Consider the following 23386-nt stretch of genomic DNA (forward strand, 5'->3'; position numbering starts at 1 on the left):
GAGTACCCGGAAGCTGGCGGACCCGTCCGCACCGGCCGGACCGGGCCCCAGTAACGAGACGCTGAGACGGCGCATGGCCGTCGGAGACGAGCAGGTGGATACGTGACGAATCTGAAGCCTTACGCCGCGGGTGAGCCGTCCATCGGTGGCGGCCTCGGCGACCATGTCTACAACCGGCTGCTCGGCGAGCGCATCATCTTCCTCGGCCAGCAGGTCGACGACGACATCGCCAACAAGATCACCGCGCAGCTCCTGCTCCTGGCCGCCGAGCCGGAGAAGGACATCTACCTCTACATCAACAGCCCCGGTGGCTCGGTGACGGCCGGCATGGCCGTCTACGACACCATGCAGTACATCCCGAACGACGTCGTCACCATCGGCATGGGCATGGCGGCCTCGATGGGCCAGTTCCTGCTCACCGGTGGCGCCAAGGGCAAGCGCTTCGCCCTGCCGAACACCGACATCCTGATGCACCAGGGCTCCGCCGGCATCGGCGGCACCGCGTCGGACATCAAGATCCAGGCCCAGTACCTGCTGCGCACCAAGCAGCGGATGGCCGAGATCACCGCGTTCCACTCGGGCCAGACCGTCGAGGCGATCATCCGTGACGGTGACCGCGACCGTTGGTTCACCTCTCAGGAGGCCAAGGACTACGGCCTCATCGACGAGATCATCTCGGCCGCGTCCAACGTGCCGGGCGGCGGCGGCACCGGGGCCTGATCCCGGCTCCCGCCCGTCAGTACCCAGCAGCCGACAGCCCGCAGAACGCCACCAGGACGGTGAACACCCAGATGCACATGAACAACCTCTCCCCCGCGAGCGGCCTCTACTCCGGCCCGCAGGTGGACAACCGCTACGTCATCCCGCGCTTCGTCGAGCGCACCTCGCAGGGCGTGCGCGAGTACGACCCGTACGCGAAGCTCTTCGAGGAGCGCGTGATCTTCCTCGGCGTGCAGATCGACGACGCCTCGGCCAACGACGTCATGGCGCAGCTGCTGTGCCTGGAGTCGATGGACCCGGACCGCGACATCTCGATCTACATCAACAGCCCCGGCGGCTCCTTCACCGCGCTGACGGCGATCTACGACACGATGCAGTTCGTGAAGCCGGACATCCAGACGGTCTGCATGGGCCAGGCTGCCTCCGCCGCCGCGGTCCTGCTCGCCGCCGGCACCCCCGGCAAGCGCATGGCCCTGCCGAACGCCCGCGTGCTGATCCACCAGCCCTCCGGTGGCACCGGCCGTGAGCAGCTCTCGGACCTGGAGATCGCGGCCAACGAGATCCTGCGCATGCGCGACCAGCTGGAGAACATGCTGGCCAAGCACTCGACGACGCCGATCGAGAAGATCCGCGACGACATCGAGCGCGACAAGATCCTCACGGCCGAGGACGCGCTCGCGTACGGCCTGATCGACCAGATCATCTCCACCCGTAAGAGCTCGCACTGATCCTTGCCGCCAATTGGCTGGGGCGCGTCGCCGGATTCGGCGATGTGAACCACGTCAAGGGGGCCCCGCACGGGGCCCCCGGCAAGGTACCGTCGGATATGAGGCACCAGGAGCGCTGAACCAGGCGTCTCCCAGGCGAAGGGGATTCACCTCGTGGCACGCATCGGTGACGGCGGCGACCTGCTCAAGTGCTCGTTCTGCGGAAAGAGCCAGAAGCAGGTGAAGAAGCTCATCGCAGGACCCGGTGTGTACATCTGCGACGAGTGCATCGACCTCTGCAACGAGATCATCGAAGAGGAGCTCGCGGAGACCTCCGAGGTCCGGTGGGAGGAACTCCCCAAGCCCCGTGAGATCTACGAGTTCCTGGAGAGCTACGTCGTCGGCCAGGAGCCGGCGAAGAAGGCGCTCTCGGTAGCGGTCTACAACCACTACAAGCGCGTCCAGGCCGGCGAGAACGGCGGCGCGCAGGGCCGGGACGACGCGATCGAGCTCGCGAAGTCCAACATCCTGCTGCTGGGCCCCACGGGCTCGGGCAAGACGCTGCTGGCCCAGACCCTGGCCCGCATGCTCAACGTCCCGTTCGCCATCGCCGACGCGACGGCGCTGACGGAGGCCGGGTACGTCGGCGAGGACGTCGAGAACATCCTGCTGAAGCTGATCCAGGCCGCCGACTACGACGTCAAGAAGGCCGAAACCGGGATCATCTACATCGACGAGATCGACAAGGTCGCCCGCAAGAGCGAGAACCCGTCGATCACGCGCGATGTCTCGGGTGAAGGCGTCCAGCAGGCCCTCCTGAAGATCCTGGAAGGCACGACCGCCTCCGTCCCGCCGCAGGGCGGCCGGAAGCACCCGCACCAGGAGTTCATCCAGATCGACACGACGAACGTGCTCTTCATCGTGGGCGGCGCCTTCGCCGGCCTGGAGAAGATCATCGAGTCGCGTGCGGGTGCGAAGGGCATCGGCTTCGGGGCGACGATCCGCTCGAAGCGCGAGATCGAGGCGAGCGACCAGTTCCACGAGGTCATGCCGGAGGACCTGGTGAAGTTCGGGATGATCCCCGAGTTCATCGGCCGCCTCCCCGTGCTGACCTCCGTGCACAACCTGGACCGCGAGGCCCTGCTCCAGATCCTCATCGAGCCGCGCAACGCACTGGTGAAGCAGTACCAGCGCCTGTTCGAACTCGACGGTGTGGAACTGGACTTCGAGCGCGAGGCCCTCGAAGCCATCGCCGACCAGGCCATCCTCCGCCAGACGGGCGCGCGCGGCCTGCGCGCCATCATGGAGGAGGTCCTCATGTCGGTGATGTACGAGGTCCCGTCCCGCAAGGACGTGGCCCGCGTGGTCATCACCTCGGACGTGGTCCGCTCCAACGTGAACCCGACGCTGGTCCCGCGCATCGTCCCGAAGGACCAGGGCCCGCACGAGAAGTCCGCGTAGCCGTCAGCCGCAAGCAGAAGGGGCGCTCCCGATCGGGAGCGCCCCTTCTGCATGTCCCGTCGCCCCGTTACTTCTTGACGCGGGCGGTCTTGTAGAGCTTCGCCGCGAGTTCCGCGGTCTGCTCCTGGTTGTAGCCCGGCTTGCCGGCGAGGATGGACGCCACGTCCGTGGCGCTGACCATGGCCAGCGTGCTGAAGTCGCCCCAGATGCAGATCGGGAGCGTGGCCTCCTTGGGCCCCTTCGTGCTCGTGTCCTTCGCGGTGAACTTGACGTCCTGGCACTTCATGACGGCACCCTCGAAGCCCGTCGGCTTCACCGTCTTGGGGCTGCCGAGGAGTTCGACGTTCGACTTGCCGTCCTTGGAGTTCTCCAGCTTGGCCATGGCGAAGTAGCCGTCCACGGTCTTCTCCGGGTCGGCGATTTCGCCGTACACGCCGGAGAAGTTGAGGCCCTTGGCGGTGAGCGGGTTCTTGGGGTCGCCGGCCAGGTAGTTCATGGCCGCCTTGGTCGGGTTCTTGATCCCCGCCGCCTCGGCTTCCTTCTTGTCCTTCTCGGTGAAGGGCTTGTCCTCGTACTTCGGGTCCTTCTTGAAGTCGTCCACCGACTCCGGGGCGACCAGCTTGTACCCCTTGGTGTCGGCCGCGATGGCGCCGCCCGCGCCGCTGCCCAGGAGGTACCAGCCGCCGCCCGCGATGACCGCGACCGCGACGACCACGCCGATGATGACGCCGGCCTTGGACTTCTTCGGCTGCTGCGGAGGCACCGCACCGTACGGGGGCTGCTGCTGGTAGCCGTAGCCCGGCTGCTGCGGCGGCTGCTGGGGGTAGCCCTGCGGGGGGACGCCCGGCTGTTGCGGGTAGCCGTAACCGGGCTGGGGGGCGGGCTGGCCGTAGGGGCCCGGCGGCGGGGGCTGCTGGCCGTACGGACCCGGCTGCTGGCCGTACGGTCCGGGCTGCTGAGGCTGCTGTCCGTAGGGCCCTGGCTGGTTGTAGCTCATCCCGCGTCCCCCAATGAGGTTGCTTATACGTTCCACACATCCTGGCGGAAGCCGATGGCGCCCGGGGCGGCGGGCCCCCTCATTACCGGTTTCATGACTGGACTGTTACGGCCCTAAACTGTGTCCCGTGACCGAGAACACGCAGACACCCAGCAGCCCCAACTCCGAATTGCCGACCGCGTACACGCCGGCCGAGGTAGAGGGGAAGCTCTACGAGCGCTGGGTAGAGCGTGGGTATTTCGAGGCCGACGCGAAGAGCGAGAAGCCGCCGTACACCATCGTCATCCCGCCGCCGAACGTCACGGGCTCGCTCCACCTGGGCCACGCCTTCCAGCACACACTGATGGATGCCCTCACCCGCCGCAAGCGGATGCAGGGTTACGAGTCGCTGTGGCTGCCCGGCATGGACCACGCCGGCATCGCCACCCAGAACAAGGTCGAGCAGCAGCTCGCCGAGGAGGGCAAGTCCCGCCACGACCTGGGCCGCGAGGAATTCGTCGAGCGGGTCTGGCAGTGGAAGGAAGAGTACGGCGGCAAGATCCTCGGCCAGATGCGCCGCCTCGGCGACGGCGTCGACTGGTCGCGCGAGCGCTTCACCATGGACGAGGGCCTGTCCAAGGCCGTTCAGACGATCTTCAAGCGGCTCTTCGACGACGGCCTGATCTACCGCGCCGAGCGCATCATCAACTGGTGCCCCCGCTGCCTGACGGCCATCTCCGACATCGAGGTGGAGTACCAGGAGGACGCGGGCGAGCTCGTCTCCATCATGTACGGGGAGGGCGAGGACACCCTCGTCGTCGCGACGACCCGCGCCGAGACGATGCTCGGTGACACGGCCGTCGCCGTCCACCCGGACGACGAGCGCTACAAGCACCTGGTCGGCAAGCTCATCAAGCTGCCGCTCACCGACCGCTCCATCCCGGTCGTCGCCGACACGCACGTCGACCCGGAGTTCGGCACGGGCTGCGTCAAGGTGACCCCGGCGCACGACCCGAACGACTTCGCCATCGGGCAGCGCCACGGCCTGCCCAACCTGACGATCATGGACGAGCACGGTGTCATCACCGTCCACGGCCCCTTCCTCGGCCTGGACCGCTTCGAGGCCCGTTCCGCGGTCGTCGGCGCCCTGCGCGGGCAGGGTCGCATCGTCGCCGAGAAGCGCCCGTACATGCACTCCGTCGGGCACTGCTCGCGCTGCTCCACCACCGTCGAGCCCCGTCTGTCCCTCCAGTGGTGGGTCAAGGTCGACACGCTGGCCAAGGCCGCCGGCGACGCGGTCCGCGACGGCCGGGTCTCGATCCACCCCGAGGAGATGTCGAAGCGCTACTTCGACTGGGTCGACAACCTCAACGACTGGTGCATCTCGCGCCAGCTGTGGTGGGGCCACCGCATCCCGATCTGGTACGGCCCGGAAGGCGAGGTCGTCTGTGTCGGACCCGACGACGAGGTGCCGACCGGCGAGGGCTGGGTCCAGGACACCGACGTCCTCGACACCTGGTTCTCCTCCGGCCTGTGGCCGTTCTCGACGCTCGGCTGGCCCGAGGAGACCCCGGACCTGGAGAAGTTCTACTCCACCGACGTCCTGCTCACCGGCCACGACATCATCTTCTTCTGGGTCGCCCGGATGATGATGTTCGGCCTGTACGCCATGGACGGCAAGGCGCCCTTCAAGACGATCGCGCTGACCGGCCTGGTCCGCGACGAGCGCGGCAAGAAGATGTCGAAGTCCGCCGGCAACGTCGTCGACCCGCTGGACTGGATGGACAAGTACGGCTCCGACGCCGTCCGCTTCACCCTGGCCAAGGGCGCCAACCCCGGCACCGACGTCCCGATCGGCGAGGACTGGGTCCAGGCCTCCAGCAAGTTCGCCAACAAGATCTGGAACGCCACGCGCTTCGCGCTGATGAACGGCGCCACGATCGAGGGCGAGCTGCCGCCGGTCGAGCAGCTGTCGGCGACCGACCGCTGGATCCTGTCCCGTCTGAACACGACGGTCGCGCAGGTCGACGCGTACTACGACGACTTCCAGTTCTCGAAGCTCAGTGAGACGCTCTACCACTTCGCGTGGGACGAGGTCTTCGACTGGTACGTCGAGCTGTCGAAGACGACCTTCTTCGCGGGCGGCGAGCAGGCCAAGGTCTCGGCCCGGGTCCTCGGCGAGGTCCTCGACGTCATGCTGCGCCTGCTGCACCCGGTGGTCCCGTTCGTCACCGAGACCCTGTGGACCACGCTGACCGGCGGCGAATCCCTCGTCATCGCCGACTGGCCGAAGGACAGCGGCTTCCGCGACCAGGCCGCCGAGGCCGAGATCGAGAGCATCCAGACCCTCACCAAGGAGGTCCGCCGGTTCCGCAAGGAGCAGGGCCTCGACGACAAGCAGAAGGTCCCGGCCCGCCTGGACCTGGCCGGCACCGTGCTGGCCGCGCACGAGGCCGCGATCCGGCAGGTGCTGCGCCTCCAGCCGGAAGGCGACGAGTTCAGCGCCACCGCGACCCTCCCGGTCGCCGGCGCCACGGTCGCGCTCGACCTGTCGGGCACCATCGACGTCGAGGCCGAGCGCAAGCGCCTGACGAAGGACCTCGGCGCCGCCGAGAAGGAGAAGCAGCAGGCCGAGGCGAAGCTCGGGAACGAGGCGTTCATCGCCAAGGCCCCCGACAACGTCGTGGACAAGATCAAGGGCCGTCTGACCAAGGCCGAGGCCGACATCGCACGGCTCCAGGCCCAGCTGGAAGCGCTGCCGGCCGCGTAGGCGCACGCAGGCGCCCGTAGGCGAGAGAAGGCCCCCACACCGTCGGTCGATGTGGGGGCCTTTTGGCCTGTCCGAAGTGCCCTAAATCACTCCCTTTTCGGTCCCGGCTGATCCGATCCGACGCGCTGACCACGGATGATGGAGGGCATGCGCGTCAAGCCCGTCGTCCCGGCCCTCCACCGGTGGGTGGCCTCCGGCCGCCGGCTCACCGAGAGCTGGGCCGGTTCGCCGCGGGCGCTGGACGTGCTCATCGCGCTCGGCTGCCTCGGCCTGATGGCCCTCGACCTGCCCGGCCTGGCCGCCGCGGACAACTCGCTGAGCGGGCCCGCCGCCGCCGTCGTGCTCGCCCTGGGCTGCGCGAGCCTGCTGGTGCGCCGCCGGCTGCCCTGGATCTCGTACCTGGCCGCGCTGCTCTTCATCGGATGGCTGCACGAGCTGACCCTGGTCCAGTTCGCGCTCTACTCCGTCGGCCGCTACCGCGGACGCCGGGCCGGGATCCTCGCCACCGTCGGCTACGTCGGCTACGCCCTCGTCATGTTCACCGTGCCGGGCTGGCCCGAGCCGCAGGGCCAGACGCTCAGCGGCTTCCTCGGCCTGGTCGTGCCCATCGGGGTGCTCGCCTCGGTGGTGGGCATCGCCGCCTACCGGCACGACCTGGTGGGGGAGCTCACCGCCCGGCGGGCCGAGTCCGCGGTGCTGCAGGCCGTCCAGCAGGAGCGGACTTCCGTCGCCCGCGACGTGCACGACTTCGTGGGGCGGGAACTGACCCTGCTGACGGTGCGCTCCGAAGTGCTGTCGATGCGGGCGCGCGAGACGGCGTACGCGAAGGACTTCGAGGAGCTGTCCGACACCGCCCGCCGGGCCCATCTGGTGCTCAACGACATCATCGTGCAGCGCGGCGAGCGGGCCTCGACCCCGGGTGTGGAGGGGCTGCCGGCGCTCGCCGAGGAGAGCGGACGGGCCGGTTCACCGGTCCGGCTCGCCATGGACGAGGACGCGCACGGGCTGTCGCCGCTGCGGCAGGCGGCGGTCTACCGGGTGGTGCAGGAGTGCCTGACCAACGCCGCCAAGCACGCGCACGGGGAGACCATCGACGTGACGATCGCGGCGGACGGCCCGCAGCTGCGGATCGCCGTGAGCAACGCGCTGCCGGTCCGCACCCCGGGCCGGGCCCCCGTCTCGGCCGGCTCGGGCACGGCCAGCATGTCCGAGCGCGTGCGCAGCCTGGGCGGGACCCTGACGGCGACGCGTACGGAGGACTCGTACGAGGTGGTCGCGACCCTGCCCCGCGGCTGAGGCGGCACCGGCCCGCCCCGGTGCCCCGCCCCCGCGCCCCGGCCTACGCCTACGCCGGGGCCGGCAGGCCGCCCAGCGCGTCCAGGTCCTCCACGCACCGGCCGGAACCCAGCGCGACGCAGTCCAGCGGGTTGTCGTTTTGGTGCTGGCCTGCGGTATTTTTCCCCAATCTCCTGCCCGCAAGGTTTACATAACGATCCGGTCGCACTTGCCGCCGAAAGGCCCGAAACGGCCGGGCCGAAAGTCCTCGGGGTCCCCGTCCGTAGACTGGCCCTGTGAGTGAGCAGCAGCCCGAGAGCCACGACCGCGACGACAACGACGACCTCGCCGGCACCTTCGACGAGTTCGACCAGATCGTGGCGGAAGAGTCCGACCGCGACCCCGACCTGGCGGTGATCGAGGCCGGCAGCCGCACCCTGCGCGCCCAGGCCGGTCCGCCCCAGGGGGACCCGGTACCCGCCCGACCCGTCGACCCGGAGGTCGCGAAGGCGCTGCTGGAGGTGGAGCAGGAGCTCGCCACCCGCTGGGGCGAGACCAAGCTGGAGCCGTCGGTGTCGCGGATCGCGGCGCTGATGGACGTGCTGGGCGAGCCGCAGCGCGCGTACCCCTCCATCCACGTCACCGGCACCAACGGCAAGACCAGCACGGCCCGCATGATCGAGTGCCTGCTGAACGCCTTCGAGCTGCGCACCGGGCGCTACACCAGCCCCCACGTGCAGTCGATCACCGAGCGGATCAGCCTCGACGGGGCGCCGATCGACGCCGAGCGGTTCGTCGCGACCTACCACGACGTCAAGCCGTACGTGGAGATGGTCGACGCCTCCCAGGAGTTCCGGCTGTCGTTCTTCGAGGTGCTCACCGGGATGGCCTACGCGGCCTTCGCGGACGCCCCGGTGGACGTGGCCGTGGTCGAGGTCGGCATGGGCGGCAGCTGGGACGCGACCAACGTCATCGACGCCTCCGTCGCGGTGGTCACTCCGATCAGCCTGGACCACACCGACCGGCTCGGCTCCACGCCCGGTGAGATCGCCGTGGAGAAGGGCGGCGTCATCAAGCAGGACGCGACCGTGATCCTGGCGCAGCAGCCGGTGGACGCGGCGCAGGTGCTGCTGAAGAAGGCCGTGGAGGTCGACGCGACCGTGGCCCGCGAGGGCATGGAGTTCGGCGTCGTCTCCCGCGAGGTCGCGGTCGGCGGCCAGCAGCTGACGCTGCGCGGTGTGGGCGGCGAGTACGACGGCATCTTCCTGCCGCTGTACGGCGCCCACATGGCGCACAACGCGGCGGTCGCCCTGGCCGCCGTCGAGGCCTTCTTCGGGATCGGCCAGGAGCATGCGCGGGTCCTGGACGTGGAGACCGTGCGGAAGGCCTTCGCCTCGGTGACCTCGCCCGGCCGCATGGAGGTCGTGCGGCGCAGCCCGACGGTGGTCCTGGACGCGGCGCACAACCCGGCGGGTGCGGCGGCCACCGCGGACGCGGTCACCGAGTCGTTCGGCTTCAGCCGGCTGATCGGGGTCGTCGCCGCGAGCGAGGGCAAGGACGTCCGCGGGGTGCTGGAGGCCTTCGAGCCGATCTTCGCGGAGGTGGTGGTGACGGAGAACTCCAGCCACCGCTCGATGGGCGCGGACGAGCTGGCGGCCGTCGCGGTCGAGGTCTTCGGCGGGGACCGGGTGCAGGTGGAGCCGCGGCTGGACGACGCCCTGGAGGCGGCGATCACCCTGGCGGAGGAAGAGGCCGAGTACGGAGGGGCCGGGGTCCTGGTGACCGGTTCCGTGATCACGGTGGGCGAGGCCCGCCTGCTGCTGAAGAGGGGCTGAGGATGCGCACGCTGTGTGCGAGCACGCTGATCGGCGAGTTCTTCGTGATCGGCTTCGCGGGGCTGGTGGCGATGAAGGACCCCGACCTGACCCAGGCCACGGTCTGGACGGTGTGCGGGATCACGATGCTGCTGTCGGTGCTGCTCTGCGGGATGCTGTCGCGTCCCGGGGCGGTCCAGCTGGGCTGGGCCCTGCAGATCGGCCTGATCGCGAGCGGGTTCGTCGTTCCGACGATGTTCTTCCTCGGCGCGGTGTTCGCCGGCCTGTGGTGGTGCTCGGTGCACTACGGCCGCAGGATCGACACGATCAAGGCGCGCTGGGCTGCCGAGCAGGAGGCTTCCGGGGCATCCGGGACGCCTGACGCTGCGTGACGGGTCCCTCAGGGCCGGCCCGCCGGTCCGACCCCGACGGCCCTGTAGATTCGTCCTACCGCACCCGTATGCCGCAAGGAGCCGCAACATGACCCAGCGCACCCTCGTCCTGCTCAAGCCCGACGCCGTCCGTCGTGGTCTGGTCGGCGAGATCATCGGCCGGATCGAGCGGAAGGCCGGCTGGACCATTCCCGCACTGGAGCTGCGCACGCTGGACCAGGAGACCCTGGAGACGCACTACGGGGAGCACAAGGGCAAGCCGTTCTACGAGCCCCTCATGGGCTTCATGGCCAGCGGCCCGGTCGTCGCCCTGGTCGTCGAAGGGGAACGCGTGATCGAGGGTGTCCGCCAGCTGGCCGGACCGACTGACCCGATCGCCGCGGCGCCCGGCTCCATCCGGGGTGATTTCGGCACCGTCACCCGGGAGAACCTGATCCACGCCTCGGACTCCGAGGAGTCCGCCGAGCGCGAGCTGAAGCTGTTCTTCCCCTCTCTCTGAGCACTCTTCCCTGACATAACATCAGCCGAATAGCGCTCATGACCTGGGGCGACCGAAGTAATTTCGGTCGCCCTTCGGTATTTCCGGGCCCGAGCGGGAACGCCTGGGCAGGACACGTCGTCACCACTAAGGGGGCGGGTATCCATTCCGGCGGGATTGCCGGAGTCCCGTCGCGCGGTGTCCGTACTCCCGGCACTACGATGGGGCCTCCACCCACACACCCACTCGCCGACCTGACAGCAGCCGCTATCAACTGGAAGGCCAGACGCTCCTCATGGGGAACAAGGGGAACAACATGTCGTTCATCGGCCGTGACATGGCGATCGACCTCGGGACCGCCAACACGCTGGTGTACGTGAGGGGCCGGGGGATCGTCCTGAACGAGCCGTCCGTGGTCGCCATCAACACGAACACCGGCGGCATTCTGGCGGTCGGCTCGGAGGCGAAGAAGATGATCGGGCGCACGCCCGGCAACATCGTCGCCGTACGACCCCTCAAGGACGGCGTCATCGCCGACTTCGAGATCACCGAGCGTATGCTCCGGTACTTCATCCTCAAGATCCACAAGCGCCGCTACCTGGCCCGTCCGCGCGTCGTGGTCTGCGTTCCCTCCGGCATCACCGGAGTCGAGCGCCGTGCCGTCATCGAGGCGTCCACGCAGGCAGGCGCCCGCCAGGTGCACATCATCGAGGAGCCCATGGCCGCCGCCATCGGCTCGGGCCTGCCCGTCCACGAGGCCACCGGCAACATGGTCGTGGACATCGGCGGCGGCACCACCGAGGTCGCCGTCATCTCCCTCGGCGGAATCGTCACGGCACAGTCCATCCGGGTGGCCGGTGACGAGCTCGACAACGCGATCATCCAGCACATCAAGAAGGAGTACTCGCTCCTGCTCGGTGAGCGAACGGCCGAGCAGATCAAGATCACCATCGGGTCGGCGTACGACCTCGACAAGGACGAGCACACCGAGATCCGCGGTCGCGACCTGGTCTCCGGCCTGCCCAAGACGGTCGTCATCTCGGCCGCCGAGGTGCGCAAGGCCATCGAGGAGCCGGTCAACGCCATCGTCGACGCGGTCAAGACCACGCTCGACAAGTGCCCGCCGGAACTCTCCGGCGACATCATGGACCGCGGCATCGTCCTGACCGGCGGCGGCGCCCTGCTGCGGGGCCTGGACGAACGTCTGCGCCGTGAGACCGGCATGCCGATCCACATCGCAGAGGACCCGCTCGACTCCGTCGCACTCGGCTCCGGCAAGTGCGTCGAGGAGTTCGAGGCCCTCCAGCAGGTCCTGGACGCCCAGCCCCGTCGCTGACAACCACCCCTCCCTGCCGGAGGGGCCATGCGGAACACAAGGATCCGCCGTACGGGTGCTACCGGGCCCGTGCGGCGGATCGTTGATATACAGGCAAAAGAGAATTTCGACGAGGAAGGCACGGCCGCCGCACGTGAGGGACACACGAGAAAGCCGGCTGCTCCTGGTGCTTCTGATCGCCATCGCGTTCGCACTGATCACGGTGGACATCAGGGCAGGCGAGGAGTCGCCGGTCGACGGTGCCCGGCAGGCCGCCGCAGCGGTCTTCGGCCCGGTCGAGAAGGGTGTGGCGACCGCGGTCGATCCGGTCGCCCACGCCATAGGGGCGGTACGGGACTCCGGTGAGCGCCACAACCGCATCGCCACGCTGGAGCGTGAGAACGCGGCCCTGAAGGCCAAGCTGGGCAGCGACGAACAGACCCGCAGCCGCATCCACGAACTCGACGAGATGCTCAAGCGGGCCGGCGCCGGACAGTACGGCATCAAGGGCGCCGAGGTCATCGCGATAGGAGCGGCCCAGGGCTTCTCCTGGACCGTCACCATCGACGCGGGCAGCAAGGACGGCATCGAACGCGACATGACCGTCCTCAACGGGGACGGACTCGTCGGCCGGGTCAGCACCGTCGGCCCCGACACCGCCACCGTCGTCCTCGCCAACGACCCCGACTTCACCGTCGGCACCCGCCTGGAGAAGACCGGCGAACTCGGCTTCGCCACCGGCCAGGGCGACCGCGCCCTGTCCGTCCAGATGCTCAACGGCAAGGCCAAGATCGCCCCCGGCGACCGCCTCGTCACCTTCGGCTCGCGCGGCAACAAGCCCTTCGTGCCCGGCGTGCCGATCGGCGAGGTGGTCAAGGTCGACCCCTCGCGCGGCGACCTGACCCGCACCGTCTGGGTGCGTCCGTTCGTCGGTTTCTCACGCCTGGACATCGTCGGCGTCGTGGTGATGCCGCCGCGCGAGGACCCGCGCGACGCCGTCCTGCCGCCCAAGCCCGAGGCCCCCAAGCCCACCCCGACGGTCACCGTCACGGTCACCCCGTCCGGGTCCGCCGGCGCGCCCGTCAAGCCGGCCGACGAGTAGGAGCAGACCGACCATGCGCTTCAACCGGATCCTGCTCTCGGCCACGCTCGTCGTGGTCGCCCTCGTCGTCCAGGTCACCGTCCTGGGCCGGCTCCAACTGCCCGGAGCCGTACCCGACCTGCTGCTCCTCACCGTCGTCGCCCTCGCACTCGTGTACGGGCACGTCAGCGGCGCGCTCATCGGCTTCGGCGCCGGCCTCCTCGCCGACCTGGCCCCGCCCGCCGACCACGCTGCCGGACGGTACGCGCTCGTCCTGTGCGTCATCGGCTACCTCTGCGGCCTGGTCCGCCCCGACGGGGGCCGGTTCCGCTCCGCCTGGGGCCCGATGCTCACCGTCGTCGCCGCCGCGATCGGCTCCACCCTCCTCTACGCGGGCGTCGGCAGCCTCGTCGGCGACACCGCCGCCCGCCACGTGGGCCTGACCGGGCTGCTGTTTACCGCGACCCTCTACGACCTGCTGCTCGCGCCGTTCACCGTGCCGTTCATCATGGCCCTGGCCCGGCGCGCCGAGAACGACCCGATGGCCGTCGACGCCGGCGGCGGCCCCACCAACAAGGCCGCCGACGTCTCCGCCGGCTGGCTGGCCGGCGGCACGGGCCTGCGCATCGGCAGCCAGCGCGGCGGCCTGCGCCTGAAGACCGCGCGTTCCCGGGCCAACAAGGCGGGCCGCATAAAGGGTGTCAAGGCCGTGAAGACCATCAAGACCGTGAAGAGTGTGAAGAGCGTCAAGAAGCTGTAGGGAGGAGCCGACGTGACCAACGTTCCGGAGACCGGCCGCACCTCCCGGGTGCAGATCAGACTCGTCATCATGCAGGTGCTCGTCCTCTCGATGCTGGTCACCCTCGGCGGCCGGCTCTGGTACCTCCAGATCCGCAACGGCGCCGAGTACTACCACGAGGCGAAGAGCAACCACGTCCAGCGGGTCGTCCAGCCCGCCGTGCGCGGCTCGATCCTCGACGCCCGCGGCGTCCCCCTCGCCGACAACGAGACCCGTCTGGTCGTCTCCGCCAGCCGTACCGCGCTGATGAAGATGAAGGACCGGGGCAAGGCCGTCATGACCCGCCTCGCCGGCGTCCTGGACATGACCCCCAAGGAGGTCATGGAGAAGGTCCGCCTCTGCGACTCCCAGACCCCCGCGCCCTGCTGGAACGGCTCCCCCTACCAGCCCATCCCGGTCACCCTCGAAGCCACCACGCAGCAGGCGCTGCAACTGCGCGAACGCCCCGAGGACTTCCCCGGCATCACCGCGGAGCCCACCGCCGTCCGCCGCTACCCGGCCCCCGGCGGGGCCCGCACGTCACAGGTGCTCGGCTACCTCTCGCCCGTCACCGACGACGAGATCCAGAAGGCCAAGGACACCGACTCGCCGCACCTGCGCTCCGACCAGGTCGGCCGCTCCGGAATCGAGCGCACCTACGACAAGCAGTTGCGCGGCAAGGCCGAGGTCACCTCGTACGAGGTCGACAACCTCGGCCGGGTCATGGGCCAGACCAAGTCCGACCCCGGCGTGGCCGGATCCACCCTCATCACCAGCATCGACGCCCGGGTCCAGTCCGTCGCCGAGTACGAGCTCCAGCAGGCGATGAAGGTCGTCCGCCACGAGACCGACAACATCACGGGCCGCAAGTACGAGGCCGACTCGGGCGCCGTCGTCGTCATGGAGGCCAAGACCGGCCGCATCGTCGCGATGGCCTCCCAGCCCGACTACGACCCCAACGCCTGGGTCGGCGGCATCTCCGGCAAGGACTACGCCCGGCTCACCAGCAAGAACTCCAACTACCCGCTGCTCAACCGGGCCATCCAGGGCCAGGCCCCCGCAGGCTCCATCTTCAAGGTGGTGTCGGCGAGCGCGGCCGTACGGGCCGGCTACGCGTTCGACAGCAAGTACAACTGCAGCAGCTCCTACAGCCTCGGCGGCCGCAGCTTCGCGAACTTCGAGTCCAAGGGGCACGGCCCCATCAGCCTCGGCGACGCCCTCAAGTTCTCCTGCAACACCGTCTTCTACGCCCTCGGGCACAAGGAGTGGCAGCGCGACGGCGGCCTCAAGCCCAAGAAGGACGCCCACGACTGGTTCTACCGGACCGCCCGCGAATTCGGACTCGGCTCCGAGACCGGGATCGACCTGCCGAACGAGGTCACCGGACGCATCCCCGACCGCCAGTGGAAGAAGAGCTTCTGGGCGGCCAACAAGGACTCCTGGTGCCGGCAGGGCAAGCGGGGCGGCACCTACGTCGAGCAGATCGCCTACGAGAGCTGCCTCGAAGGCAACCAGCTGAAGGCGTTCGACAGCATCAACTTCGCCATCGGCCAGGGCGACGTTCTCGTCACCCCCATCCAGATGGCCACCGCCTACTCCGCCATCAGCAACGGCGGCACCCTCTACAACCCCACCGTCGGCAAGGCCGTGATCAGCCCCGACGGCAAGCGCATCGAGATGATCAAGCCGCAGTCCCACGGCAGGCTGCCCATCGACGCACAGACCGTCAAGGACCTCGACGGGGGCCTGCGCTCGGTCGTCGAGCCCGGCGGAACCGCCGCCTGGCGCTTCGGCGGCTGGCCGCAGGACAAGATCCCGATGCACGCCAAGACCGGCACCGCCCAGGTCTACGGCAAGCAGACCACGTCCTGGCTGGCGACCTACACCAAGGACTTCACGATCGTCATGACGATCTCCCAGGGCGGCACCGGCTCCGGAGCCTCCGGCCCCGCCGTCCGCAACCTCTACAACGCCATCTACGGTCTGACCATGGACGGGATGCAGGACCCGAAGAAGGCCCTGCTGCTGGGCCCGGAGGACAAACTGCCCAAGATCTACCCCGACGGCTCCATCGAATCGCCCGAGATCCGGCCGTACGTGCCGCCGTCCCCGGAAGAGCTGGCGCCGCCCGCGCTCGCCGGCCCGCCCGCCCAGCGCCCCGCACGGCACGACTGAGGACCGAAACCGACATGCAGACCGCCAACAAGTTCTCCGTCTCCCGGTACGCACCCGAGCGCGGGACGATGGCCAAGCTCACCGCCCGCGACTCGATGGTGCGCCGGCTCGACTGGCCGATACTCCTCAGCGCGCTGGCGCTGTCCTTCATCGGCGCCCTGCTAGTGTGGTCGGCGACCCGCAACCGCACCCAGCTGAACCAGGGCGACCCGTACTACTTCCTCGCCCGGCACGCCCTGAACACCGGCATCGGCCTCGTGCTGATGATCGGCACCATCTGGCTCGGCCACCGCACCCTGCGCGGCGCGGTCCCGTTCCTCTACGGGATCTCGCTGCTGCTCATCATCGCGGTGCTCACCCCGCTCGGCGCCACCATCAACGGCGCCCACGCGTGGATCGTGATCGGCGGCGGATTCTCCCTCCAGCCCTCCGAGTTCGTGAAGATCACGATCATCCTGGTCATGGCGATGCTGCTGGCCACCCGGGTGGACGCCGGCGACCTCGCCCATCCCGACCACCGCACGGTCGTCAAGGCACTGTGCCTGGCCGCCGCCCCGATGGGCATCGTCATGCTGATGCCCGACCTCGGCTCGGTCATGGTCATGGTCGTCATCGTGCTCGGCGTCCTGCTGGGATCGGGCGCCTCCAACCGCTGGGTGCTCGGCCTGATCGGCGCCGGCGCGGGCGGCGCCATCCTGATATGGCAACTCGGCGTCCTGGACGAGTACCAGATCAACCGCTTCGCCGCCTTCGCCAACCCCGAACTCGACCCCGCGGGCGTCGGATACAACACCAACCAGGCGCGCATCGCGATCGGCTCCGGCGGACTCACCGGCTCCGGACTCTTCAAGGGCTCGCAGACCACCGGCCAGTTCGTGCCGGAACAGCAGACCGACTTCGTCTTCACGGTGGCGGGGGAGGAGCTGGGCTTCGTCGGGGCCGGGCTGATCCTGCTGCTGCTCGGCATCGTCCTGTGGCGCGCCTGCATGATCGCCCGCGAGACCACCGAGCTCTACGGGACCATCGTGTGCGCCGGGATCATCGCCTGGTTCGCCTTCCAGTCCTTCGAGAACATCGGCATGACCCTCGGGATCATGCCGGTCGCCGGCCTCCCGCTGCCCTTCGTCTCCTACGGAGGATCATCGATGTTCGCCGTGTGGGTGGCGATCGGCCTCCTGCAGTCGATCAAGGTGCAGCGGCCATTGTCAGCCTGATGTGCCGTTCACCCTGCCGACGTGATCCGTTCAGGACTAAGTTCGGTCTATGGCGGACACCAAGCGCGAGATCGAGCGTAAATTCGAGTTCTCCAAGGCCACAGCTGCCCGGCGCGGGGTGCCGGACCTGACCGGGACGGCCGCGATCGCGGCCGTCTCCGACCAGGGCACCGTCGACCTCGACGCCGTCTACTACGACACCCCCGACCAGCGGCTCGCCGCCGACGGTCTCACCCTGCGGCGCAGAACGGGCGGCGCGGACGCCGGCTGGCACCTCAAACTGCCCGTCTCCCCCGGCGTGCGCGACGAGATCGGTGCCGCGCTCAGCGACACCGTCCCGCCCGCCCTCGCCGCCCTCGTCCGCTCGCGCGTGCGCGGCGCCGGGCTCCAGCCGCAGGTCCGGCTGGTCTCCTCGCGCCACGTCAGCCACCTGCTCGACGCCGACGGCACCCTGCTCGCGGAACTGAGCACCGACGAGGTCCTGGCCGAGCGCGGCGAAACCACCGCCGGCTGGACCGAGGTCGAGGTGGAACTCGCCGACGGCGTGGACCCCGAACTGCTCGACGCCGTCGAGAAGACCTTCCGCAAGGCCGGCCTCCGCGTCTCCGACGCCCCCTCGAAGCTCGCCCGGGCCCTGGCCGAGACCGACACCGCGCCCCCGCCCCGGCCCGCCGGAGGCGGCCCCGCGGGCACGGCCGGCGCGCACGTGCTCGCGTACCTGCGCGAACAGCGCGACGCCCTGGTCGCCCAGGACCCGGCCGTCCGGCGGAGCCTGCCGGACTCCGTCCACCAGATGCGGGTCGCCTGCCGCCGGCTGCGCAGCGCCTTCAAGACGTACCGCAAGGTGCTGGACCGGGCGGTCACCGACCCCATCGGCGAGGAGCTGCGCTGGCTGGCCGCCGAACTGGGGGTCGACCGCGACCAGGAAGTCCTCATGGAGCGGATCCAGAGCCACCTGGGCGAGCTGCCGCGCACCCTGATGACCGGACCGGTCCGCAGCCGGCTGCGCGTGTGGAACTCCGCCAGGCGCTCCGGATCACGGCGCCGGGCCCTGGCCGCGCTCGACAGCCCGCGCCACCTCGCCCTGCTGGACTCCCTCGACGCCCTGCTGGACGAGCCGCCGCTGCTCAAGGGCGCCGCCAAGGCCCCGGAGGCGGTCCTGCCGAAGGCGGTGCTGCGCGACTACGCCCGCCTCGCCGCCCGGGTCGACAGCGCGCTCGTCCTCACCGAGGGCGGCGAGCGCGACCTGGCCCTGCACGAGGCCCGCAAAGCGGCCAAGCACGTCCGGTACGCGGCGGAGTCGGCCGAGCCCGTCCTCGGCAAGCCGGCGAAACACCTGGCCAAGGCCGCGAGGAAGGTCCAGAACCTGCTCGGCGACCACCAGGACAGCGTGGTGGCCCGCGAGGCCCTGCGCGGTCTCGCCGACCAGGCGACGGGCGCGGGGGAGTCGGCCTTCACCTGGGGCGTGCTCTACGGCCGCGAGGAGGCCCTGGCCGAGCAGCGTGAACGGGAGCTTCCGGACATCTGGGCGAAGGCCTCCGCCCCGTCGCTGCGGGCCGGACTGGGATGATCATGTGGGTGGGGGCGGCTGAGCCTGGGGGTACGCTTGAGAGCTGCCCCCTGCCCGCTTCACGAAAGTCGCGTGATGACCGAGTCGGTCTTCCCTCAGCTTGAGGCCCTGCTTCCGCATGTGCAGAAGCCCATCCAGTACGTCGGCGGTGAACTCAACTCCACGGTCAAGGAGTGGGAGAGCTGCGACGTCCGCTGGGCGCTCATGTACCCGGACGCGTACGAAGTCGGGCTGCCCAACCAGGGCGTCATGATCCTCTACGAGGTGCTCAACGAGCGCGAGGGCGTCCTCGCCGAGCGCACCTACAGCGTGTGGCCCGACCTCGAAGAACTGATGCGCGAGCACAAGGTGCCGCAGTTCACCGTGGACAGTCACCGCCCCGTCTCCGCCTTCGACGTGTTCGGCCTGTCCTTCTCCACGGAGCTGGGCTACACCAACATGCTCACGGCCCTGGACCTCGCGGGCATCCCGCTGGAGGCCAGGAACCGCACGGTCGACCACCCGATCGTCCTCGCGGGCGGCCACGCGGCCTTCAACCCCGAGCCGATCGCGGAGTTCATCGACTGCGCGGTCATCGGCGACGGCGAGCAGGCCGTTCTCGACATGACCGAGATCATCCGCACCTGGAAGGCCGAGGGCCGGCCGGGCGGGCGCGAAGAGGTCCTCCTCCGTCTCGCCAAGACCGGCAACGTCTACGTCCCCGGCTTCTACGACGTGGAGTACCTGCCGGACGGCCGCATCGGCCGTGTCGTGCCCAACCGCTCCGGAGTGCCGTGGCGCGTGTCCAAGCACACGGTCATGGACCTCGACGAGTGGCCCTACCCGAAGCAGCCGCTGGTCCCGCTCGCCGAGACCGTCCACGAGCGGATGTCGGTGGAGATCTTCCGCGGCTGCACCCGCGGCTGCCGTTTCTGCCAGGCCGGCATGATCACGCGCCCCGTGCGGGAGCGAAGCATCACCGGCATCGGCGAAATGGTGGAGAAGGGCCTCAAGGCGACGGGCTTCGAAGAGGTCGGCCTGCTGTCCCTCTCCTCGGCGGACCACACCGAGATCGCCGACATCGCCAAGGGCCTCGCGGACCGCTACACGGACGACAAGGTGGGCCTGTCCCTGCCGTCGACCCGCGTGGACGCGTTCAACGTGGACCTGGCCAACGAGCTGACCCGCAACGGGCGCCGCTCGGGCCTGACCTTCGCCCCCGAGGGCGGCTCCGAGCGCATGCGCAAGGTCATCAACAAGATGGTCTCGGAAGAGGACCTGATCCGGACGGTCGCCACGGCGTACGGCAACGGCTGGCGCCAGGTGAAGCTGTACTTCATGGTCGGCCTGCCGACCGAGACCGACGAGGACGTGCTCCAGATCGGCGACATGGCGGTCAACGTCATCGCCAAGGGCCGCGAGGTCTCCGGCCAGAACGACATCCGCTGCACGGTGTCGATCGGCGGATTCGTGCCGAAGCCGCACACCCCGTTCCAGTGGGCGCCGCAGCTGTCGGCCGAGGAGACGGACGCCCGCCTGGGCAAGCTCCGCGACAAGCTCCGCGGCGACAAGAAGTACGGCCGCTCCATCGGCTTCCGCTACCACGACGGCAAGCCGGGCATCGTCGAGGGCCTCCTCTCGCGCGGCGACCGCCGCATCGGCGACGTCATCCGCGCGGTGTACGAGTCGGGCGGCCGCTTCGACGGCTGGCGCGAGCACTTCTCGTACGACCGCTGGATGCAGGCGGCGGAGAAGACGCTGCCCGCGTACGGCGTGGACGTGGCCTGGTACACGACCCGCGAGCGCACGTACGAGGAAGTACTGCCCTGGGACCACCTGGACTCCGGCCTCGACAAGGACTGGCTCTGGGAGGACTGGCAGGACGCCCTCGACGAGACCGAGGTCGATGACTGCCGCTGGACGCCGTGCTTTGACTGCGGCGTGTGTCCTCAGATGCAGACGGAGATCCAGATCGGCCCGACGGGCAAGAAGCTGCTGCCGCTGTCGGTCGTGAAGTGACCCTGGGCTGAGCCCGCATCGGATGTGCCCCTCACCGGGAACGGTGGGGGGCATATTCATTCGACTGCTGATTGAAGGTTTCTGCATCTGGTGCGAGTGGATATCCTGATTGAGTGTGCGGAGGAATACTCCGCCGTCGCTGCCAGGAGGTGGCCGGCATGGCCAAGACCGTCATCGACATCAACGAGGAAGCGCTCGCGCTCGCCGCGGAAGCCCTCGGGACCACCACGAAGAAGGACACGGTCAACGCAGCGCTCGAGGAAATAGGAGCGCGAGTCCGAAGGCAGCGAGCCCTGGAGGCCCTCATCAGGCTCGATGAGGAGGGCGCCTTCGACAAGGGTCGGGAGCCCGGGTTCAAGGAGGAGGTGCGGGGGCCGTGGGGGAGCTGACCGAGGGCGCCTTCCTGATCGACACCTCCGCCGCGAACCGGATCACCCTCCCCGGTCCGTTCTCCACCTGGCGGCCCGCGCTGGCCGCCGGGCGCGTCGGCATGTGTGCGGCGACCGAGGTCGAAGCCCTGTACTCCGCGCGGTCGCCCGCCCAGTACGCGCAGATGCGGCAGGCGTTCGCCGATCTGTACGTGTGGCATGAGATCCCGGACGACGTGTGGCTCAGGGTCCGGGCCGCGCAGAGCACCCTGGCCGAAGCCGGGTGCGTGCGCTCCGCGGGCGTCGTCGACCTGGTCCTGGCGGTCACCGCCGCGCGCCACCGCCTGACGCTGCTGCACTACGACCGGGACTTCGAGACGCTCGCCAAGCACATCGACCTGCGCACCCGCTGGCTGGCCGAGCCGGGTTCCATCGACTGAGCCGCAGGTGGGTGGCCCCCCGGTGCAACGGGTGGGGGGTGTTCGTGTGTCCTTGGTGGCATGGAGAATAAGAAGCCGCAGGCTGCGTATGGCGGTGACGGGTGTCTGGGCGGGGTCGTGCGGGGTGCCGTGAAGATCGTGGCGCTGCTGGTCGTGCTGCCCGTACGGGTGGTCTGGGACCTGGTCGTCGCCTTCGGGCGGGGTCTGTACCGGTACGTGCTCGGGCCGCTCGTGGTGCACGTCGTCGAGCCCGTGCTGCGCGCCCTCTGGCGGCTGGTGGCCACGCTGTTCGAGTGGCTCTTCGTCCGGCCCTGGGTCGCGCTGTGGCGGTACGTCCTGCGGCCGCTGGGCTCCTGGCTGTACCGGTACCTGCTCGGGCCGGCCGGGCGTGTGCTCTACGCGTACCTGCTGCGGCCGCTGGGCCTCGCCTTCGCCCGGCTCGTGAGGCTGACCTGGTGCTACCTGCTGGTTCCGGTCGGGCGGGGCCTCGTGTGGCTGGCCCTCGCGGTGCACCGGTACCTGCTCCTGCCGCTCCACCGGTACGTGCTGGTTCCCCTCGGCCGCGCCCTCGCATGGGCCTGGTACGTGGCCGGGCTGATCACCGGAGGGCTGTGGTGGGGGTGCAAGTGGGTCGGCCGGGTGCTCGTCGGGTGGCCCGCGGCGCTGGTGTACCGGTACGTCCTGACCCCCGCCGGGCATCTCGTGCGCGCGGTGTGGCGGCCGGTCCGGGACACCGTGCGCGAGGTCCGCGCCGAGGTGCGGCGGGCGCTGTTCGGTACTCCTCCCGTGGAACCGGCGAGGTCACGGGCGCGTACTCTGGGTAGTACGACAGCCGCAGGCAACACGCCCGCTCCCGAGATCTCCCTCCGCGAACGGCAGGGGTGAACCGGAGCGGGGCGTGGCTGGCCGGCCGGTCCCACAGACGCTCAGGGCGACGCGCGAGCCGCGGAGCCCCGCACAAGGAGAAGAACCACTGGGCAAGCGACAGCCCGAAGGCCCGCCACCCGCACCGGTGGTGCAGCGCATCAGACTGCGCTACACCAAGCGCGGCCGCCTCCGGTTCACCAGCCACCGCGACTTCCAGCGAGCCTTCGAGCGGGCCCTGCGCCGCGCCGAGGTGCCGATGGCGTACTCGGCCGGCTTCACCCCGCACCCGCGCGTCTCGTACGCGAACGCCGCCCCGACCGGGACCGGCAGCGAGGCCGAGTACCTGGAGATCGCCCTCGCCGAGCCCCGCGACCCCGAGAAGCTCCGTGAGCTGCTCGACGAGTCGATGCCGACCGGGCTCGACATCATCGACGCCGTCGAGGCCCGCACCTCGGGCCTCGCCGACCGCCTGACCGCCTCCGTGTGGGAGCTGCGCCTCGACGGCGTGGAGCCCGCCGAGGCGCAGCGGGCCGTGACGGCGTTCCTCGCAGCAGAGACCGTGGAGGTGCAGCGCCGGACCAAGAACGGCATGCGGACCTTCGACACGCGCGGCGCGGTCGTCAGTCTGGAAGCCCTTCCTGCCCCGGCTGATAGGCCCCTGGACAATGCCTGTGCGATACTGCGGCTGGTTGTTCGGCATCTGACACCTGCCGTGCGACCCGACGACGTCCTGTCCGGTCTCCGAGCTGTGGCCGACCTGGCGCCGCCGGTCCCCTCAGCGGTGACCAGGCTGGCGCAGGGGCTCTTCGACGAGGAGTCCGGCACGGTGACCGACCCGCTCGCGCCCGACCGCGAGGCTGACACGGCCGCCCCACCCACGGCCGCCGTAGCAGCCGACGCGAAGGCGCCGGAAGGTCCCGCCGCGTAAGGAACGCCGTCGTCGCGCAGCCCTGGTACTCGGGAGCCACCTGGGTCGGGCAGCGCACT

At 69.6% G+C, this 23386-nt stretch carries 20 protein-coding genes; 19 read left to right on the forward strand and 1 reads right to left on the reverse strand.

Annotation, left to right across the window (positions count from 1 at the left end; genetic code table 11):
• Window positions 1–102 precede the first annotated feature (102 nt).
• The 3 genes from OG534_RS24550 (at window position 103) to clpX (ending at window position 2888) form a co-directional block, all read left to right on the forward strand.
• Window positions 103–720, forward strand: coding sequence for an ATP-dependent Clp protease proteolytic subunit (locus OG534_RS24550; RefSeq protein ID WP_326590747.1), 618 nt, complete (start codon window positions 103–105; stop codon window positions 718–720).
• A 77-nt stretch (window positions 721–797) separates the two neighbouring features.
• Window positions 798–1448 carry an ATP-dependent Clp protease proteolytic subunit gene (locus OG534_RS24555; RefSeq protein WP_326590748.1) on the forward strand — a complete coding sequence of 217 codons (651 nt, stop codon included), beginning with the start codon at window positions 798–800 and terminating at the stop codon, window positions 1446–1448.
• A gap of 153 nt (window positions 1449–1601) precedes the next feature.
• On the forward strand, window positions 1602–2888 hold the full coding sequence (gene clpX, locus OG534_RS24560; protein ID WP_326590751.1) for an ATP-dependent Clp protease ATP-binding subunit ClpX: 1287 nt from the start codon (window positions 1602–1604) through the stop codon (window positions 2886–2888).
• A gap of 67 nt (window positions 2889–2955) precedes the next feature.
• On the opposite strand, the gene OG534_RS24565 is transcribed toward clpX, so the two are convergent.
• Window positions 2956–3885, reverse strand: coding sequence for a hypothetical protein (locus tag OG534_RS24565; protein ID WP_326590752.1), 930 nt, complete (start codon window positions 3883–3885; stop codon window positions 2956–2958).
• A gap of 127 nt (window positions 3886–4012) precedes the next feature.
• On the opposite strand from OG534_RS24565, the gene OG534_RS24570 reads away from it, so the two are divergent.
• From OG534_RS24570 to OG534_RS24645, 16 genes are all read left to right on the forward strand, one after another.
• Entirely contained in the window at window positions 4013–6634 is a 2622-nt protein-coding gene (locus tag OG534_RS24570; protein WP_326590754.1) for a valine--tRNA ligase, read from the forward strand.
• Window positions 6635–6781: 147 nt separating this feature from the next.
• Entirely contained in the window at window positions 6782–7930 is a 1149-nt protein-coding gene (locus OG534_RS24575; protein WP_326590756.1) for a sensor histidine kinase, read from the forward strand.
• Window positions 7931–8205: 275 nt separating this feature from the next.
• The gene (folC, locus tag OG534_RS24580) at window positions 8206–9744 is read left to right on the forward strand and encodes a bifunctional tetrahydrofolate synthase/dihydrofolate synthase (protein WP_326590757.1); all 1539 of its coding nucleotides are present in this window, start codon (window positions 8206–8208) and stop codon (window positions 9742–9744) included.
• 2 nt (window positions 9745–9746) lie between these two features.
• Window positions 9747–10115 (forward strand): DUF4233 domain-containing protein, encoded by a 369-nt coding sequence (locus OG534_RS24585; protein WP_326590759.1) that lies wholly within the window; start codon window positions 9747–9749, stop codon window positions 10113–10115.
• Window positions 10116–10203: 88 nt separating this feature from the next.
• The gene (gene ndk / locus OG534_RS24590) at window positions 10204–10614 is read left to right on the forward strand and encodes a nucleoside-diphosphate kinase (protein WP_326590761.1); all 411 of its coding nucleotides are present in this window, start codon (window positions 10204–10206) and stop codon (window positions 10612–10614) included.
• 295 nt (window positions 10615–10909) lie between these two features.
• Entirely contained in the window at window positions 10910–11929 is a 1020-nt protein-coding gene (locus OG534_RS24595) for a rod shape-determining protein (protein WP_008738981.1), read from the forward strand.
• A gap of 133 nt (window positions 11930–12062) precedes the next feature.
• Complete coding sequence (mreC, locus tag OG534_RS24600) at window positions 12063–13010, forward strand: rod shape-determining protein MreC (protein WP_326590762.1); 948 nt, start codon at window positions 12063–12065, stop codon at window positions 13008–13010.
• A 13-nt stretch (window positions 13011–13023) separates the two neighbouring features.
• Window positions 13024–13749, forward strand: a complete 726-nt coding sequence (gene mreD, locus OG534_RS24605) for a rod shape-determining protein MreD (protein WP_326590764.1) — start codon at window positions 13024–13026, stop codon at window positions 13747–13749.
• A gap of 12 nt (window positions 13750–13761) precedes the next feature.
• Entirely contained in the window at window positions 13762–15942 is a 2181-nt protein-coding gene (mrdA, locus tag OG534_RS24610) for a penicillin-binding protein 2 (protein WP_326590766.1), read from the forward strand.
• A gap of 14 nt (window positions 15943–15956) precedes the next feature.
• Complete coding sequence (gene rodA / locus OG534_RS24615) at window positions 15957–17156, forward strand: rod shape-determining protein RodA (RefSeq protein WP_326590768.1); 1200 nt, start codon at window positions 15957–15959, stop codon at window positions 17154–17156.
• A 49-nt stretch (window positions 17157–17205) separates the two neighbouring features.
• The gene (locus OG534_RS24620; protein WP_326590769.1) at window positions 17206–18726 is read left to right on the forward strand and encodes a CYTH and CHAD domain-containing protein; all 1521 of its coding nucleotides are present in this window, start codon (window positions 17206–17208) and stop codon (window positions 18724–18726) included.
• 72 nt (window positions 18727–18798) lie between these two features.
• Window positions 18799–20724, forward strand: a complete 1926-nt coding sequence (locus tag OG534_RS24625; RefSeq protein ID WP_326590770.1) for a TIGR03960 family B12-binding radical SAM protein — start codon at window positions 18799–18801, stop codon at window positions 20722–20724.
• Window positions 20725–20882: 158 nt separating this feature from the next.
• A complete protein-coding gene (locus OG534_RS24630) occupies window positions 20883–21113 on the forward strand; it encodes a type II toxin-antitoxin system VapB family antitoxin (protein WP_326590771.1) in 231 nt (76 codons plus the stop codon).
• A complete protein-coding gene (locus OG534_RS24635; RefSeq protein WP_326590773.1) occupies window positions 21101–21532 on the forward strand; it encodes a PIN domain nuclease in 432 nt (143 codons plus the stop codon). The genes OG534_RS24630 and OG534_RS24635 overlap by 13 nt, the downstream gene beginning before the upstream one ends.
• 60 nt (window positions 21533–21592) lie before the next feature.
• The gene (locus OG534_RS24640) at window positions 21593–22417 is read left to right on the forward strand and encodes a hypothetical protein (RefSeq protein ID WP_326590774.1); all 825 of its coding nucleotides are present in this window, start codon (window positions 21593–21595) and stop codon (window positions 22415–22417) included.
• A gap of 130 nt (window positions 22418–22547) precedes the next feature.
• Window positions 22548–23327 (forward strand): TIGR03936 family radical SAM-associated protein, encoded by a 780-nt coding sequence (locus tag OG534_RS24645; protein WP_326590775.1) that lies wholly within the window; start codon window positions 22548–22550, stop codon window positions 23325–23327.
• Window positions 23328–23386: the final 59 nt, after the last annotated feature.

The organism is Streptomyces sp. NBC_01294 (assembly GCF_035917235.1).
In the GTDB taxonomy this organism is placed as follows: domain Bacteria; phylum Actinomycetota; class Actinomycetes; order Streptomycetales; family Streptomycetaceae; genus Streptomyces; species Streptomyces caledonius.